Raw genomic sequence first — 15113 nt, forward strand, 5'->3', positions numbered from 1 at the left:
AGCCCTAGCCGGCGAGGACCACGCCGATGCCGAGTCCGCCCAACACAACCCCGGCAAAAGCTGTCCAAAGCACGGCGGTGGTATCGGCGTCGGCCATTTCCCTGGCGATGCCCCGTGAACTGGCGGTGTAGCGGCGACGCTGCGTGAAGTAGATGGCTGCTGCTGCCGCGGCCGAGACGGCAAATAGCAGCAGGATGGGCAGCCCGTGGACAGGAAGCCAGCGGAGGAAGATGGCGCTCACCGTCACCAGTGCCAGCATGGTCCTGCCCCAGGCGAGCGTGGTCCGCTCCGGCTGGAGGCCCGGATCTCCGTGTGCCCCGGCGGAAGGATGTATGTGCGGCACGGTTCAACGCCAGAGGATAAAGACCAGCACGACGGCGGCTGCCAGCGCTCCTGCCACGGCAAGCAGCGGAACAATGAGTGGCAGCGGCAGGGGTGCCTTGTTGCGCATGCTTTGTTCCACCCGCAGCCACCGCACGGCAGAGCCGGCGCTCAGCAGCATGCCCAGCAGGAGCAGCACTACTGCCAGGCCCTTCCGGACGGGCTCCAGGAAAAGGTCGGCGGTGAAAGCCTCGATGGCAATGCCGCCGGCCAGGAGAGCCAGGGAAGTACGGATCCAGGCAAGGAAAGTGCGTTCGTTCGCAAGCGTGAACCGCGGATCCGGCTCCTCGCCGCCGGGCAGCAGCCGTTCGGCAATTCTCCCGCGCGACGGCGGCCTGCCGGCGCCCGCATGCTGCTCACTCTTGGTCACGGTGCCAGTTTAGCCACGGCGCCAGTTGGTCCCTGCGCCTTTCGCAGCCGGCTGGCCCCGTCCCTAAGCTGCTTGCTCAGGCGGGCGGCAGCTGCTTCTCATGCCGTCGGGGAATGTCCCGGTGGCTGCCGCAGTTGGGGCAGGTATGGAGCGCATTGGATTCCTTTCATTCGGCCACTGGGGCCCCGGCCAGGGTTCCCACACCCGGACGGCAGGCGACGCCCTGCTGCAGGCAATCGACCTCGCAGTCGCGGCCGAGGAACTCGGGGTTAACGGAGCATTCTTCCGTGTCCACCACTTTGCCCGGCAGCAGGCCTCGCCGTTTCCCCTGCTGTCCGCCATTGGTGCGAGGACAAACCGGATCGAAATCGGCACCGGGGTGATCGATATGCGCTACGAAAATCCCTTGTATATGGCAGAGGACGCAGCGGCGGCCGACCTCATCAGCGGAGGCCGGCTTCAGCTCGGCATCAGCCGTGGTTCACCCGAGCCGGCGCGGGACGGAGCGGCAGTGTTCGGTTACCGTCCGCAGCCGGGGGAGACGGACGCCGATATGGCCCGCCGGCATGCAGCCATGTTCCGGAAAGCCATCAGCGGCGCCGGCATCGCGGAAGCCGATCCCCGCTACGCCGGCGGTGCCACCGGGCTCCTGCCCGTTCAACCGCAATCACCGGGCCTGTCCGAACGCATCTGGTGGGGAGCCGGCAGCAGGAAGACTGCCGTCTGGGCTGCTGAGCTGGGAATGAACCTGATGAGTTCCACCCTCCTGACCGAGGACACCGGCGTGCCCTTCCATGAACTTCAGGCGGAGCAGATCCGGCTGTTCAGGGACGCCTGGGCTGCGCAGGGCCACCAGCACACGCCGCGTGTTTCGGTCAGCCGCAGCGTGCTTCCCATCGCGGACAGTGAGGACAGCCGCTACTTTGCCGGAAGTGCGCTTCGGGACAGCCGGGACCAGGTGGGCGTCATTGACGGGCTGACCGCCCGCTTCGGGAAAAGCTACGTGGGAGCACCCGATGTCCTGGCCGAGGAACTTGCGGCAGACACAGCGGTGCAGGCCGCCGACACCCTTTTGCTCACCGTCCCCAACCAGCTCGGCGTCGGGTTCAACACCAAGCTCCTGGCAAACGTCACCCGCTACATAGCGCCCGCACTGGGATGGAGGCCTTCCGGCTCCTGACCCAGAAGAGGTGGCGTAACGATCGCGCCCGCCATGTAAAAATATCTCTTGCCGCCCCTGACCGCGGTATACTAAGCATGCTTACTGAATGTGGGGGAACCTTCCGCATACCGCAGCCGTTACTCTTAAAGTGCGGCTTGGGGGCTTAGCGCCCCCACTACAGCGTGACTGCGGAACGGTCATATGACGGAGAGAGAGAAATATGGCCCGCGCCGTTTTAGGCTTGATCGCATGATCCGGCTACGCCAGTTGGCCCAGGCGGCCTCTGTACTCACCACGCCCTTAGCGCCGGAGGACATCTTAGCGCTGTTCAACCCCGTCTACTCTGCGCGGCAGCTTCGTGGTGTGGTCACCCGGGTAGTCCAGGAGACGGCGCAGTCCGCCACCATCTTCTTCCGGCCCGGCCGCGGCTGGCACTCCCACCTTGCCGGCCAATGGGCCCGCATCGGTGTCGAGCTGGACGGGGTCCGCCACTGGCGGTCCTATTCCCTCAGCGCCCCCGCCGGCAAGGACCCCGCCATCACGGTCACCGACGTTGGCGCAGTCTCCGGCACGCTGGTGCGCACCACCCGCCCGGGCGACGTCCTGTTCCTGGCGCCCCCGCAGGGTGACTTCGTGCTCCCGGAGCACCCCCGGCCCCTCCTGATGGTGACGGCTGGAAGCGGCATCACCCCGGTGATGTCCATGATCCGCACGCTTGTTCCGCGGCGTCCTGATGCCGACGTCGTGCTGGTCCACTCGGCCCGCACCCCCGGCGACAGCCTCTTCCGCGAAGAACTCGCCGAGCTCGCTGATCAATTCCCCAACTTCCGCCTCGCCCACTGGTTCACCGGCGAGCAAGGCCGCATGGACCTGACCAACACCGCACAGCTGGACGAGATCTGCCCGGACTGGAAGGAACGCGCCGCCTATGCCTGCGGTCCGGACAGCTTCCTGGACGACGCCGAGGCGCTGTGGAAGCGTGCCGCGCTGACCACGGCGGCGCCGGGTTCGGATGTTGCGGTGGCTGGTGACCCCGGAAACCTCATGATTGAGCGTTTCAACACCACGTTCAACGCGGGGGTGGGGCACGACGGCGGCATGGTCACCTTTGAAACGTCCGACCGGGAAGTGGAAGCCGACGGCGACACCCCCCTGCTGGACGTGGGCGAGGACGCAGGCGTGCTGATGCCCAGCGGCTGCCGCATGGGCATCTGCCACAGCTGCCTTACCCCGCTCCGGGCCGGACAGGTCCGCGACCTCCGTACCGGAGAAATTCATGGCGAACCCGGCCAACTGATCCAAACGTGTGTCTCGGCAGCCGCCGGACCCGTCAACCTCGAAGCCTGAGGAGAACCACGTATGTCTGTAATTACCCCAAGCAAGCACACACCTGCCGAAAGCAGTTCCACCGGAGGGTCAAGGACGCGCCCCGGAAAGCTGGCAGAAACCGGCAGCCCCACCGTCCGGCCACCTGCTGCCGCCCACCTGACCGACGAGCAGGTGGCCGAGCTTGGACGCGAACTCGATGCCATCCGCGACGAGATCCTCGGCAAGCGCGGAGCGGAAGACGCTGCCTACATCCGCCGCATGATCAAAATCCAGCGCGGCCTGGAAATCTCCGGCCGCGCAGCCCTGCTGGTCAGCAAAAACAAGGTTGCCTGGGTTACGGGCACCACCCTGCTGAGCCTGGCCAAGATCCTTGAAAACATGGAACTGGGCCACAACATCCTGCACGGCCAGTGGGACTGGATGCGGGACCCGGACATTCACTCCACCACCTGGGAATGGGACTTCGTCACACCGTCGCGCTCCTGGCAGCACACCCACAACGACCTCCACCACCGCTGGACCAACGTGGTGGGCAAGGACAACGACGTCGGATACAACCTCCTGCGCATGGACGAGAACCAGCCGTGGAAGCCCATTAACCTGGCCAACCCGCTGTTCAACGCCATCCTTGCTCCCGTCTTCGAGTGGGGCATCGCCATCTACGACCTCGAGCTCACCGAGTTCAAGGAAGGCACGAAGTCCAAGGAGGCCCTGCTCAAGGACCTGAAAGCCCTGGGCAAGAAGGTTGTCACGCAGTTCACCAAGGACTACGCCGCCACGCCGGCGGTCGCGATGCTCACCGGCTCCGGCAAGCAGGCGCTCTACGGCACCCTGGCTGCCAACGCCGTACGCAACGTGTGGGCCCACGCCGTCATCTTCTGCGGACACTTTCCCGAAGGCACTGACACCTTCACGGAGGAAATGGTGGAGGGGGAAACCCGCGGCGACTGGTACGTCCGCCAGATGATCGGGTCCGCCAACATCTCAGGTTCCAAATTCATGCACCTCATGACCGGCAACCTGTCGCACCAGATCGAGCACCACCTCTTCCCGGACCTGCCGTCCAGCCGGTACGCCGAAGTGGCGCCGAGGGTCCGCGAGATCTGCCAGCGTTACGGCCTAAAGTACACCACCGGACCGCTGCTCAAGCAGGTGGGCTCCTCCTGGGCCAAGGTCTTCAAGCTGGCCCTGCCGGGCAAGACCGCCAAGGCCTGATCAAAGCACGGCAGCATTAGAACACTGAATGCACCTCCGGTACCGGGAACCAACCCCGGCGCCGGAGGTGCATTTCTGTTCCCCCCGACGCTCTCTCACCTTCTGCAGGCTTCTCCCCGACGCTCTCTCACCTTCTGCAGGCTTCTCCCCGACGCTCTCTCACTTTTCGCAGGCTTTTCCCTAACGCTCTCTCACTTTTCCGGGCGGACGCCGCATAATTGATCCCACAGCCGCCACGGCCTATGGAGGAATCATGCGGATTCTCGGAGCTCTTGTTGTTATCTGGCTGATCATCGGTGGTGTGGCCGCCTGGCAGCGGGGCTACTTCGGGGGAGCACCGGGCACCTGTGCGCAAGCCGGGACTGTAGCGATCACCATCGTCGCCGGCCCCCTGAACTACATGGGCGCCAATCCGCAGATATCGTGCGAGCTTCCGCAGCCCTCACAGTAGCGCCGGGCACGGCGGACCACCCTAGAGTAGGGATTGCGTGGGCAAGGGACCTCTCCCGCCCGCACCGATACCACAGTCTCGAAAGGACCTGCCGCGATGGCCTTCATCACCGTTGGAACCGAAAACAGCACTGACATCGAGCTTTACTACGAGGACCACGGCTCGGGCCAGCCCGTCGTGCTGATCCACGGCTATCCCCTGGACGGCGCCTCCTGGGAGAAGCAAACAAGGGCCCTGCTCGACGCCGGCTACCGCGTTATCACCTATGACCGCCGCGGCTTCGGCAAATCGAGCAAGACCACCGAGGGCTACGACTACGACACTTTCGCTGCCGACCTCAACACCATTTTGACCGATCTGGACCTGAACGAGGCAGTACTGGTTGGTTTCTCCATGGGCACCGGCGAAGTGGCCCGCTACCTGAGCACCTATGGCTCCGCGCGGATTTCCAAGGCAGCGTTCCTCGGATCCCTTGAACCTTTCCTGCTGAAAACCGATGACAACCCCGACGGCGTTCCGCAGGAGGTCTTCGACGGACTAACTGAGGCTGTGACTGCGGACAGGTACGCCTTCTTCACCGAATTCTTCAAGAACTTCTACAACAGCGACACCTTCCTGGGCACGCCCCGCCTCAGCCAGGAGGCGGTCACTGCCAGCTGGAACACCGCCGCCGGCGCCGGAGCCACGGCATCTGTTGCAGCCCAACCCACCTGGCTTACGGACTTCCGGGAGGACATCCCCAAGATCGACGTTCCCGCACTGATCCTCCATGGCACTGCGGACAACATCCTCCCCATCGACTCCACAGGACGGCTGTTTGCCAAAGCCCTGCCCGATGCCGAATATCTGGAAATTGAGGGTGCCCCGCACGGCCTGCTGTTGACCCACGCTGCCGAGGTCAACGAAGCATTGCTGCGTTTCCTCGCGAAGTAGCCCTCGCACAAGGCAAGAACTTCCGACGGCGGCGGGGAACCGCCGTCGTCGGAAGTCACCGAGCGCTGGCATCATTCTGCATCAGGTGAGAGAGCGTGGCTGGAAACGTTGCATCAGGTGAGAGAGCGTGTCTGGAAACGTTGCATCAGGTGAGAGAGCGTGGCTGGTTTCGACGACGGCAGATGTCGGCCGGGCAGGCAGGCTAGCGGAGGGACTTGCCGGATACGCGGGGCGCCTGCGAAAGAGGCTGCGGGGAAGAATCTTCCGGAGTAAGGGGCGCGGGGCAGAGCTGGTTCGCCAATGCCTGGAGTTCCTTTGGGTGGAAGGGCTTGGTGAGATACGCGGCCGCGCCGGAGGCCATTCCGGCAAGGACGTCGTCATTTTCGGACCGGGCCGTGAGGAACAGCAGGGGAGCCTTGCTCAGCGCCCGGACAGCGCGGGCCACCACATGTCCGTCCATGTCGGGCAGGCCCAGGTCCAGGGTTACCAGTGTGACGGCAGGGTCCGCCGCGGCCGCGATACCCTCTGCGCCGGTGGCAACTGCCCTGACAGTGAAACCTGCACGGGTCAGGACCACAGTGATCAGTCCGCGGATATCGTCGTTGTCTTCAACGACGAGGCAGACACGCTTGTTTTTCATTGGAGCCCCCCGGCAAGAGTTGGCCCCAGTCTACCCCCGGGCCCGGGCCAGGGAAGCAACTATGACAGGCAGGCCGGCGACGGCAACACACGTCGGTCGCCGGTGGTGCCAGAAGCCCTCTGCTACCCGTCGTAGTGGGTGCGTGCCGGGCCCTGGCCCAGGGACTTGACCACTGCCGTGGCAACCTCGTGCAATTTCGAATTGCGGGTGCTGGACGCTGTCTTTAGGATTTCGAAGGCGTCCTGCTGGCTGCACCTGTTTTGGGCCATGATGATGCCCACGGCCATGTCGATCACTGTCCGGGACTCAAGTGTGGCGCGCAGGTTTGCCGCGGTCTCGCTGTGATGCTCAAATCGGACTGCCAGCCGGAGTGCGAGGGAGGTCTGGCTGACGAAATCCTGGGCGAATTTGAGCACCCGGGCCTCAAACCTGTTCGGGCGTCCCGAGTACAGCAGCAACGCAGCTTTGGTCTCGCCTTCGAGCTGGAAGGGCAGCGCGAGGACGGAGCGGACGCCCTCGCCCAACAGTGCTGCGGAGTAGTCGGGCCACTGGCCGTCATGGCGGATGTCCGGCACCTGGACGGTTTCCTGGGTGGTGGAGGCCGTCAGGCTGGGAGTCTGGTTGAACTCGTACTCAAGCCGCGCAACGGCCTCGGCGGCAGGACTGCTGCTGACCACAGTTGCGGCCTTTCGCCGGCGCAGCAGCGTGATGGCGCTCAGAACCTCGTCGCCCGGCTCGGAAAGACTGCGGGCCGATACCTGGGCCAGTTCCATAAGGAAGTCCTCAACATCGGAGCTGTTGAGGACAAGTTCGTGCAGGTGCTCGGTAATGGATGTATCAATTTTTGCAGTTAACTCGCTGGCCACGGATTCTTTCAAGCCATTCGCTCAGGTCTAAGCGAGCACGTAGCGTTCTGGCCGCCCCGAAGGGGAAGGCCGCAGTGCTCGCTGGATCGACGAACTTTCCAACGGCCTGCTGCTAAACCGATATCCAGAAGTATATACATCCCCAGAGGCCCGGAAACGTCGGTTCACGCTGCGCAGGCCCGCTGATACTGGCGCGGGAACGGGCATTACCGGCAGAATGGGGCACGCGCCGGTGCTGCCGGCGGCGGACCCGGAAAGCCAGCGTCAGTTGCGCCATGGAGGGACAGACACATGACCAGGTTGCTCATCATCGGTCCGCCCGGCTCCGGCAAGGGAACGCAGGCAGAACACCTGGCGCGGCATTTTGGTATCCCGGCCGTTTCCACGGGTGAGATCTTCCGAAGCAACGTCAGCAGCGGGACTGAACTGGGCAATGAAGCCGCAAGGTACCTCGACGACGGCGAGTTCGTGCCGGACGACCTCACCAATGCCCTGGTCAAGGACCGGCTCCTGGACGCCGACGTCCAGGGCGGCTTCCTTCTGGACGGCTATCCGCGCACGGCAGCGCAAGTAACCGAACTCGACAATATGCTGTCCTCCCAGGGACACGGCATCGATGCGGTGATCGAGCTCCGGGCCCCTGACGCCGAGCTGGAGCGGCGGATGCTACGGCGTGCCAAGGACGGAGGCCGCGGGGACGATACCGTGGACGTGTTCCGGCGCCGCCTTGACCTCTATCACCGCGAGACACACGAGGTCGTGTCCGTCTACTCGGGCCGGAGCCTGCTGGTGCCAGTGAACGGCAGTGGCGACCCTGGCGACATCACGGAACTCGCGATCGCCGCCGTCGAACGCTTCATCAAGGAAAAAGGAGAACGCGCATGAGGGTGGCAGTAACGGGAGGAAGCGGAAAGCTGGGACGGCACGTGGTGCGCAGGCTGACCGGCGACGGGCACCAGGTGCTGAACCTGGACCGGGCAGGGGAGCGGAACCCCAGCCTGGTGGTGGTGGATCTGCGGAACTATGGCCAGGTGGTGGATGTCCTGCTCGGGCTGGACGACCGGCACGCCGGGTTCGACGCCGTGGTCCACCTGGGTGCCGTTCCCGCGCCCGGCATCATCCCGGACGCGGCCACGTTCGAAAACAACATGCTCGCCACCTACAACGTGTTCCAGGCGGCCCGGCGCGCCGGCATCAAGAAGGTGGTCTACGCCTCAAGTGAAACGGTGCTGGGACTGCCGTTCGACATCGACCCGCCCTACATTCCGGTGGACGAAGAGTACCCGGCGCGGCCGGAGAGCACCTACTCGCTGGTGAAGCACCTCGAGGAGCAGATGGCCGTGGAGCTGACCCGGTGGGACCCGGAACTGAGCATCTCCGGGCTCCGGTTCTCCAACGTCATGGACGTGGAAGACTACGCCGGGTTCCCAGCATTCGACGCCGATGCCACGCTGCGGAAATGGAACCTCTGGAGCTACATCGATGGCCGCGACGGCGCGCAGGCCGTGGTCCGCGCGCTGGAAAACGCAAAGCCGGGCTTCGAGGCGTACATCATCGCCAACGCGGATACGGTGATGAGCCGGTCCAGTGCGGAACTGGCTGCGGAAGTGTTCCCCGCCGTCAAGGTCACCAAGGACCTGGGCGAGCACGAAACCATGCTGTCCATAGACAAGGCACGGCGCCTGCTGGGTTTTGAGCCGGAATACTCGTGGCGGAACCACCGGCTGAGTGTCCCCGCGGGCGCCTCGATCTGAGCTTTGGCGCAGAGCCGCAGAAATCCCAAAGGGTTGGCACAGGATCCTGCAAGGAGCCGGATCCAGTGCGGAAACGGGTCCTAGTCTTTTGGCAGGGCGGGACGATCCACCTGCCCGCGCAGCCCGCAACGCCGAAGCAAGGACCCCAAAATTCGTACTCCATCCTTTGTGCTGCCCGCCGCAGCAGTGCTGGTTTCCGCCGTCGCCCTTTCCGCCGCTTCCCTGCCGGCATCAGCAGCGCCGCCGGCGCCGGCCGAAGCGACGGGACGCTACATTGTCCAGTACGCAGCCAATGCCGATGTTGCCGCAGAGGCAGCCGCAATGCGGGGGCAGGGACTGGCGGTAGGCCGCACCTTCGCCCACGCCATCCGCGGAGCAGTGGTAACTGCCAATCCTGCACGGGCCGCTGCCCTGGCACGGTCCGGCCGCGTGGTCTCGGTGGAAGCGGACGCGCCCGTCAGTCTTTCCGCTTCCCAGCAGCCCGCACCCTGGGGCCTGGACCGCGTGGACCAGAGGCCCCTGCCCCTCTCCGGGTCCTACTCCTGGACGGCGTCCGGAACAGGAGTGAACGCCTATGTGCTGGACACGGGGGTCCTTGCCTCCCACGCCGATTTCGGCGGCCGGGTTGCAGCCGGCTGGTCTGCCGTCGCTGACGGCCTGGGCTCCAGCGACTGCAACGGGCACGGCACCCACGTGGCCGGATCGGTTGCCGGGTCCACTTACGGTGTGGCCAAGGGCGCCACCGTGGTGCCGGTGCGGGTTCTGGACTGCAACGGCTCCGGCTACAACTCCGACGTCATAGCCGGCCTGGACTGGATCGTCGCCCACCATCCTGCCGGAACGCCCGCTGTGGCAAACCTCAGCCTCGGCGGCGCCGCCAGTTCCTCAGTGGACGCCGCCATCACGGCTGTAATGAACGACGGCGTCGCTGCAGTGGTTGCCGCCGGCAACTCCGCCGTTGATGCCTGCGGCGGTTCCCCCGCCCGCGTCCCAGGGGCAGTCACTGTCGCCGCCAGCGACTCCGCTGACCGGCAGGCGCCCTTCTCCAACTTCGGCTCCTGCGTGGACCTCTACGCGCCCGGCGTCAGCATCACCTCCACCCACCACACTTCCGCCACCGCCACGGCGTCCATGTCCGGAACCTCCATGGCCGCTCCCCATGCGGCAGGGGCAGCTGCAGTGCTGCTTTCCCAGGACCCGGCACTTTCGCCGGCGCAGGTAGCTGGCGCGCTGGTGTCCAACGCCACCGCCGGAGTGATCACCGGAGCCACCAGCGGCACGCCCAACCGGCTGCTGTTTGCCGCCCCTGTGGCTCCGGCACCCGCGCCCGCACCCTCGCCCGTTCCTGCTCCGGCTCCTGCGCCCACCGTCACCGCCGCGACGCCGGCAGCAGACGCGTCGGCGGTGGCAACGGGAACCAACGTGACCGCCACCTTCAGCGCCGCCGTCCAGGGAGTCACCACCGGAACGTTCGTGCTTAGGAACTCTGCCGGCGGCACCGTTCCCGCCAGCGTCACCTACAACTCCACCACCCGCACCGCCACCCTGGACCCGGCCGCCGCGCTGGGCGCGGACACCCGCTACACGGCCACCCTGGCGGGCGGCACGTCAGCCATCCGCGACAGGGCAGGAACTCCGCTGGCTTCCACCAGCTGGAGCTTTGTTACGGGACCCGGCCCCGTACTCACCGGCTACACCCCCGGCAGCAGTGCAACGCTGGTACGACGGACCAACAACATCAGCGTTACGTTCAGTGAGGCTGTCCAGGGCGTTACCGGGACCACTTTCACGGTGAAGAATGCTGCCACCGGGGCAGTGGTACCGGCGGCTGTTTACCGGAACGGCACTACCAACCAGTGGATCCTGGACCCTCAGCAGGCTCTGGCTGCGAAGACCAGGTACACCGTGACGGTGACCGGTGGCAGCGCCGGAGTACGTGACCTTGCCGGAAACCCGTTCGCCGGCAGGAGCTGGCAGTTCACCACGGGATCGTTCTAGCCCACACAGCAGGAACTACGGCATCTCCAGCAGGAACTCGGCCCGGCCATGCACGGTTCCGTTGATCTGCAGCTCCAGCGCATGCAGGCCCGGATGGTGAACCCTGGTGGTCATCTGCCTGAAAGCATGGCGCCTGGACAGGCTCCGGCTTTCACCCGGGGCCAGGGTGAGGGTTGAGATCTTGAAGACCTTCGCGGACTGGCCGCCGTTGGCCTTGCGGTAGTGCACCAGGTAGTCCACGGCGAGGCGCACGTCCTCGGTGCCGGTGTTGGCGACCTCAAAGGCAAACGTCAACTCACCCGGCAATGAAAGGACGTTCCGGTCAAGGCGCGGGCCTGTAACAGCCACTGACGCCGGCGGAAAGCCCAGCAGGGTCAGAGCGCCGGGATGGCCCTTCTTGACGAGGGTCCGGAGCCCGTGGCGGACCACCCATTCGGTGTTGCCGTCCGCCGCAGAAAGCCAGTGGCGGGCGGTGTCCACAACAGCGTCGGGGGCATGCCGGGCGAGGTCGTTGAGGTGGTTCGCCACCGAACGCCGGACGTACTCGGACGGGTCGCGGTAGAGGGCAGTAAGGATGGGAAGGGTGGCGCCGGGCCGCTGAAGGAGGGCCGGGACGCGCACCGCCCACGGCAGGTAGGGGCGCGTGCCCTCGCTGGCCAGACGGCGGACGTGCTCATCGGTGCTGGCCGTCCAACCCAGGATTGCTGCCAGGGCCCGCTCCGGATTATTTGCCAGGAGGCGGCGGACTGCGAACTCCCCGGTGAGCCTCGGCGTCAGTTGGGCCAGCAGGCCGAGGCAGTTGTCGAAGTCATCAGCTGAACCTGATGCAAGAGCCAGGGTGACGGCCGCCTCCGATACGGGCCAGAGGACCCAGCCGGTAAAATCCGGAACTGCCAGTGCCGCCCGGAAGGCGGCAGACGCCGTCGTATATGCCGGGGCTGGACCTGAGCCGGCGTCAGCGGCGAGGGCGTCTGCCACCAAATCAGTCCTGGCCCGCAGGTTCAGGTCACCGAGCAGCGACGCGGTGGCAGCCGTTTGTGTCCACTGCACAGCTGGTGCGCTGTCGCGGAGGATCCGGGTAAGCGCTTCTATGCCCCGCGGATTGATCAGTTCATTCATAACGCCCATCCAGTCAGGCTACCGCCGGGGTACGGCGTATAAGCGGCCTTAGGCTCCGGGGCGGAAGTGCCGTTCCCGGCTACTGATCAAAGCAGGGCAGACGGGATAATCTTCACCCTAAGCATTTCTCACCTAGGGATGGGCATGACAGGACACCAGGGATCAGCAGGATCCGGAGCTATTGGAAAGAGCGCCGGCAAATGGCGGGCCTTCCACGACAAGTTCGTAGTGGAGGAGCGTTATCTGGAGCCGGAGGACCGGCGCGGCCTGTACCGCGCAGCCGCCATCCTCGCCGTGGTGGGGGTGGCGCTCTTCATCACCACCCTGGTCAGCGTCCTGCAGGCCGATGGCCTGTCCGCAGCCGACGGTCCCGCCCGGGACTGGCTGCTCGGGCTGAGGTCCGAAGCCCTTACCGTCGCAATGATCGTCCTGGCGGTGGTCTTCGGGCCCATTGCCCTCCCCAGCATCGTGCTGGTGGTGGTTGTGGCTTGGGGGTTTTCTGCGAAGCATGCCTGGCGCCCAATGCTGCTGGCCGCCGCAATGCTTACCGGCGTGATCATTTCGCAGATCATCCTCCATATTGTGAGGCGGTCCCGACCCCCCGTGGATCAAATGCTTTTTGGCATTGACCACACCTTCTCGTTCCCGTCCGGGCACGTCCTGGGAGCATGCGACTTCCTGCTGGTGGGTGCCTTTTTGATCTACTCCCGGCGCAGTAACCGGCGGGCTGCCTTATTGGGGTTTGTTGGCGCAGGGATCGGCATTGTGCTAGCAGCGCTGAGCCGGCTGTACCTGGGATACCACTGGCTCAGCGATGCCCTGGCGTCACTTTCGCTGTCCCTGGTCATTTTGGGTGGCGTTATTGCCCTCGATACCTGGCGGACAGCGCGGATTCCGGGCGAGCGGATTACCGGCGAACTGTCGAAGGCGGATGCGCCGCGCGACTGAGTTGGCGCGGCCGGCAGGCATGTGGGCCCGGCGGCGCTTTGTCTTGCCCCGGCTGCAGGCTCCTGGGCTTTGTCAGGCAGGCGGCCGGGACCGGGCACGCTTGAGCGCCCGGTGAAGCTTGATGTTGGCTTCCTCCAGTTCCAGGACCTTTGCCACTCCGGCGAGGTTCAGTCCCTGTTCCAGGAGTTCCCCGATCCGCAGCAGCACCGCAATGTCCGCGTCGCTGTACTGCCGCGTGCCGCCGGAAGTGCGCGACGGCGTCAGCAGCCCGCGCGTCTCATAGAGACGGATGTTCTGCTGGCCCGTGCCTGCCAGTTTCGCCGCAACTGAAATGGCATAGAGGGCACGTCCCTTTGCGGGCACTGGGTCCCGCCCTGCTTTCTGCTCCGCCATCAGTTCTCCAAAAAACTTTGATGAGTCTTGCCTCAGTGTCCCACGGGTGCTATAAAAAATCTATATCCATCACCATAGATCATGGAGTTGGATACCGCACCGATCCAACATCTAACAAGCTGAAGGAGTGGGAAATGATGTTGATGCGCACCGATCCGTTCCGTGAGCTGGACCGGCTCACGCAGCAGGTCCTGGGAACCGCCGCCCGCCCGGCCGCCATGCCCATGGATGCCTGGCAGGAAGACGGTGAGTTCGTGGTGGCCTTTGATCTTCCGGGCGTCAAGCTCGATTCACTGGACCTGAACGTTGAACGCAACGTCCTTACGGTCCGGGCGGAACGGCAGGACCCCACCCAGCCCAATGTAGAGCTGGTGGCTTCCGAGCGTCCCCGCGGCGTCTTCAGCCGGCAGCTGATCCTGGGCGACACCTTGAACACGGACAACATCAAGGCCAGCTACGACAACGGCGTCCTGACCCTGCGTATCCCCGTAGCGGAAAAGGCCAAGCCCCGCAAGATCGAGATTGAGACGCAACAGGGCCAGATGCAGCAGATCGGAACCTAAAGCAGGTGGTGGCGTCGGCGCAGGGTTGCCCTGGCCGCCCTGCGCCGCGCGATCGGCACAACAGCGGACCGGAAGAGTGAGGATGAGCAAAACCCCGGACTACTACGCCGCGCTGCACGTCCCGCGGGACGCCACCCAGCAGCAGATTTCGCGCGCCTACCGGGCCCTGATGCGCAGCCACCATCCGGACATGGAGGGGGGCCGGGCTGCCGCAGCCGGGCAGCAGGGTGTGCAGCACGGCGGGCAGAGGACTGACCCAGGTGGAGGCACACCGCCGCCTGAGGCGGAACTGTTGCGGATCATGCAGGCCTTTGCGGTCCTCCGCGATCCTGCCCGGCGGGCGGCGTATGACCGTGAAGCCGCGGCAGGGCCGACAGCCCGTACAGCACCGGCGTCCCGGACCGGGACCGACATCCCGGTCCGCAAGGTCCGGACCCCGGCCGGCTCACCCGGGGATGCTATTCGTGTCACCCCCGTGCGCTGGGAAAGCGGCCCCTGGGCCTAGGTACCCGGTGCCCCTTGCGTTTCGACGTCGAAGCTGTCCGGGACCGTCCCCGGGAGCACCACCTTGAGGAGGCAGAGAACTGTATGAGCGACTGGCGCCGCTACGATTCACACCTGATGCCGGTGTTCCACGAGCGCTTCGAGCAGCGGTGGGGCAAAGGCACCGCGCCGTTCCTGGATCCGGAAGCCCACGAGGAACCCCTACCCCGAGCCCAGTGGATCAACCCCGCAACGGGCGCGGCGCTCGCCGTAGTGCCGGTCTGGACGAACGACGAAAGGCAGCAGCGGTCCTTCGGTGTGTTCTATCTTCCCCCCGCCGGTGACATCTGGGTCCTGCGGCCCGGCTACACCGGGTACCTGGAACCGGCCGACGGCGACACCGAGCACCTCGTTACGCTCCGGAACGATGCCTTCCGCAAGGCCGTGGCACACGCGAAGGAATTCCTGTTCGGTGAACAGTAAGCCTCTGGGCCAGTGGTGCCCAGGC

18 protein-coding genes are annotated in these 15113 nt (G+C 65.3%); 12 read left to right on the plus strand and 6 right to left on the minus strand.

The genetic code is table 11. The features are described from left to right. Nucleotides 1-4: 4 nt before the first annotated feature. Together AC5RT4_RS05745 and AC5RT4_RS05750 are read right to left on the minus strand one after the other, a co-directional pair. Nucleotides 5-343: a DUF202 domain-containing protein gene (locus tag AC5RT4_RS05745; RefSeq protein WP_494041384.1), complete on the minus strand. Its 339-nt coding sequence runs from the start codon at nt 341-343 to the stop codon at nt 5-7. A gap of 3 nt (nt 344-346) precedes the next feature. Continuing rightward, nucleotides 347-751 (minus strand): YidH family protein, encoded by a 405-nt coding sequence (locus tag AC5RT4_RS05750; protein WP_494041385.1) that lies wholly within the window; start codon nt 749-751, stop codon nt 347-349. Between the two features lie 145 nt (nt 752-896). On the opposite strand from AC5RT4_RS05750, the gene AC5RT4_RS05755 reads away from it, so the two are divergent. From AC5RT4_RS05755 to AC5RT4_RS05775, 5 genes are all read left to right on the plus strand, one after another. Then, complete coding sequence (locus tag AC5RT4_RS05755) at nt 897-1931, plus strand: LLM class flavin-dependent oxidoreductase (RefSeq protein ID WP_494041734.1); 1035 nt, start codon at nt 897-899, stop codon at nt 1929-1931. A gap of 231 nt (nt 1932-2162) precedes the next feature. Beyond that, nucleotides 2163-3260: a ferredoxin reductase gene (locus tag AC5RT4_RS05760; protein WP_494041386.1), complete on the plus strand. Its 1098-nt coding sequence runs from the start codon at nt 2163-2165 to the stop codon at nt 3258-3260. A 12-nt stretch (nt 3261-3272) separates the two neighbouring features. Next, a complete protein-coding gene (locus tag AC5RT4_RS05765) occupies nt 3273-4457 on the plus strand; it encodes a fatty acid desaturase family protein (RefSeq protein ID WP_494105123.1) in 1185 nt (394 codons plus the stop codon). A 253-nt stretch (nt 4458-4710) separates the two neighbouring features. Continuing rightward, nucleotides 4711-4908, plus strand: a complete 198-nt coding sequence (locus AC5RT4_RS05770; RefSeq protein ID WP_494105124.1) for a hypothetical protein — start codon at nt 4711-4713, stop codon at nt 4906-4908. A gap of 96 nt (nt 4909-5004) precedes the next feature. Then, complete coding sequence (locus AC5RT4_RS05775) at nt 5005-5841, plus strand: alpha/beta fold hydrolase (protein ID WP_494105125.1); 837 nt, start codon at nt 5005-5007, stop codon at nt 5839-5841. Between the two features lie 202 nt (nt 5842-6043). Here the strand turns inward: AC5RT4_RS05775 and AC5RT4_RS05780 are convergent, their stop codons facing one another. Both AC5RT4_RS05780 and AC5RT4_RS05785 read right to left on the minus strand, forming a co-directional pair. Next, nucleotides 6044-6481 carry a response regulator transcription factor gene (locus AC5RT4_RS05780; protein ID WP_494041390.1) on the minus strand — a complete coding sequence of 146 codons (438 nt, stop codon included), beginning with the start codon at nt 6479-6481 and terminating at the stop codon, nt 6044-6046. A 122-nt stretch (nt 6482-6603) separates the two neighbouring features. Continuing rightward, a complete protein-coding gene (locus tag AC5RT4_RS05785; RefSeq protein ID WP_494105126.1) occupies nt 6604-7347 on the minus strand; it encodes a GAF and ANTAR domain-containing protein in 744 nt (247 codons plus the stop codon). A gap of 291 nt (nt 7348-7638) precedes the next feature. Here AC5RT4_RS05785 and AC5RT4_RS05790 point away from each other — a divergent pair, with 291 nt between their 5' ends. From AC5RT4_RS05790 to AC5RT4_RS05800, 3 genes are all read left to right on the plus strand, one after another. Next, the gene (locus AC5RT4_RS05790) at nt 7639-8232 is read left to right on the plus strand and encodes an adenylate kinase (RefSeq protein WP_494105127.1); all 594 of its coding nucleotides are present in this window, start codon (nt 7639-7641) and stop codon (nt 8230-8232) included. Next, nucleotides 8229-9101, plus strand: a complete 873-nt coding sequence (locus AC5RT4_RS05795) for an NAD-dependent epimerase/dehydratase family protein (RefSeq protein WP_494105128.1) — start codon at nt 8229-8231, stop codon at nt 9099-9101. Before AC5RT4_RS05790 ends, AC5RT4_RS05795 begins: the two co-directional genes overlap by 4 nt. Nucleotides 9102-9269: 168 nt before the next feature. Then, the gene (locus AC5RT4_RS05800; RefSeq protein WP_494105129.1) at nt 9270-11099 is read left to right on the plus strand and encodes a S8 family serine peptidase; all 1830 of its coding nucleotides are present in this window, start codon (nt 9270-9272) and stop codon (nt 11097-11099) included. 15 nt (nt 11100-11114) lie between these two features. On the opposite strand, the gene AC5RT4_RS05805 is transcribed toward AC5RT4_RS05800, so the two are convergent. Further along, nucleotides 11115-12227, minus strand: a complete 1113-nt coding sequence (locus AC5RT4_RS05805) for a DNA alkylation repair protein (protein WP_494105130.1) — start codon at nt 12225-12227, stop codon at nt 11115-11117. Between the two features lie 135 nt (nt 12228-12362). Between AC5RT4_RS05805 and AC5RT4_RS05810 the strand changes: the two genes are divergently transcribed. Continuing rightward, nucleotides 12363-13166 (plus strand): phosphatase PAP2 family protein, encoded by an 804-nt coding sequence (locus AC5RT4_RS05810; RefSeq protein WP_494105131.1) that lies wholly within the window; start codon nt 12363-12365, stop codon nt 13164-13166. A 72-nt stretch (nt 13167-13238) separates the two neighbouring features. Here the strand turns inward: AC5RT4_RS05810 and AC5RT4_RS05815 are convergent, their stop codons facing one another. Next, nucleotides 13239-13559 carry a MerR family transcriptional regulator gene (locus AC5RT4_RS05815; protein WP_494041397.1) on the minus strand — a complete coding sequence of 107 codons (321 nt, stop codon included), beginning with the start codon at nt 13557-13559 and terminating at the stop codon, nt 13239-13241. A gap of 137 nt (nt 13560-13696) precedes the next feature. Here AC5RT4_RS05815 and AC5RT4_RS05820 point away from each other — a divergent pair, with 137 nt between their 5' ends. The 3 genes from AC5RT4_RS05820 (at nt 13697) to AC5RT4_RS05830 (ending at nt 15088) form a co-directional block, all read left to right on the plus strand. Continuing rightward, nucleotides 13697-14122, plus strand: coding sequence for an Hsp20/alpha crystallin family protein (locus AC5RT4_RS05820; protein WP_494041735.1), 426 nt, complete (start codon nt 13697-13699; stop codon nt 14120-14122). 82 nt (nt 14123-14204) lie between these two features. After that, nucleotides 14205-14627 (plus strand): J domain-containing protein, encoded by a 423-nt coding sequence (locus tag AC5RT4_RS05825; RefSeq protein ID WP_494105132.1) that lies wholly within the window; start codon nt 14205-14207, stop codon nt 14625-14627. 83 nt (nt 14628-14710) lie between these two features. Further along, nucleotides 14711-15088, plus strand: coding sequence for a hypothetical protein (locus AC5RT4_RS05830; protein WP_494041399.1), 378 nt, complete (start codon nt 14711-14713; stop codon nt 15086-15088). The last annotated feature ends 25 nt before the right edge of the window (nt 15089-15113 follow it).

This window comes from Arthrobacter sp. sptzw42, assembly GCF_059089685.1.

Coding starts and splice junctions, on each gene's coding strand:
- AC5RT4_RS05755 (WP_494041734.1), top strand. CDS start 897: ATGGAGCGCATTGGATTCCTTTCATTCGGCCACTGGGGCCCCGGCCAG.
- AC5RT4_RS05760 (WP_494041386.1), top strand. CDS start 2,163: ATGATCCGGCTACGCCAGTTGGCCCAGGCGGCCTCTGTACTCACCACG.
- AC5RT4_RS05765 (WP_494105123.1), top strand. CDS start 3,273: ATGTCTGTAATTACCCCAAGCAAGCACACACCTGCCGAAAGCAGTTCC.
- AC5RT4_RS05770 (WP_494105124.1), top strand. CDS start 4,711: ATGCGGATTCTCGGAGCTCTTGTTGTTATCTGGCTGATCATCGGTGGT.
- AC5RT4_RS05775 (WP_494105125.1), top strand. CDS start 5,005: ATGGCCTTCATCACCGTTGGAACCGAAAACAGCACTGACATCGAGCTT.
- AC5RT4_RS05780 (WP_494041390.1), bottom strand. CDS start 6,481: ATGAAAAACAAGCGTGTCTGCCTCGTCGTTGAAGACAACGACGATATC.
- AC5RT4_RS05790 (WP_494105127.1), top strand. CDS start 7,639: ATGACCAGGTTGCTCATCATCGGTCCGCCCGGCTCCGGCAAGGGAACG.
- AC5RT4_RS05795 (WP_494105128.1), top strand. CDS start 8,229: ATGAGGGTGGCAGTAACGGGAGGAAGCGGAAAGCTGGGACGGCACGTG.
- AC5RT4_RS05805 (WP_494105130.1), bottom strand. CDS start 12,227: ATGGGCGTTATGAATGAACTGATCAATCCGCGGGGCATAGAAGCGCTT.
- AC5RT4_RS05810 (WP_494105131.1), top strand. CDS start 12,363: ATGACAGGACACCAGGGATCAGCAGGATCCGGAGCTATTGGAAAGAGC.
- AC5RT4_RS05815 (WP_494041397.1), bottom strand. CDS start 13,559: ATGGCGGAGCAGAAAGCAGGGCGGGACCCAGTGCCCGCAAAGGGACGT.
- AC5RT4_RS05820 (WP_494041735.1), top strand. CDS start 13,697: ATGTTGATGCGCACCGATCCGTTCCGTGAGCTGGACCGGCTCACGCAG.
- AC5RT4_RS05825 (WP_494105132.1), top strand. CDS start 14,205: ATGAGCAAAACCCCGGACTACTACGCCGCGCTGCACGTCCCGCGGGAC.
- AC5RT4_RS05830 (WP_494041399.1), top strand. CDS start 14,711: ATGAGCGACTGGCGCCGCTACGATTCACACCTGATGCCGGTGTTCCAC.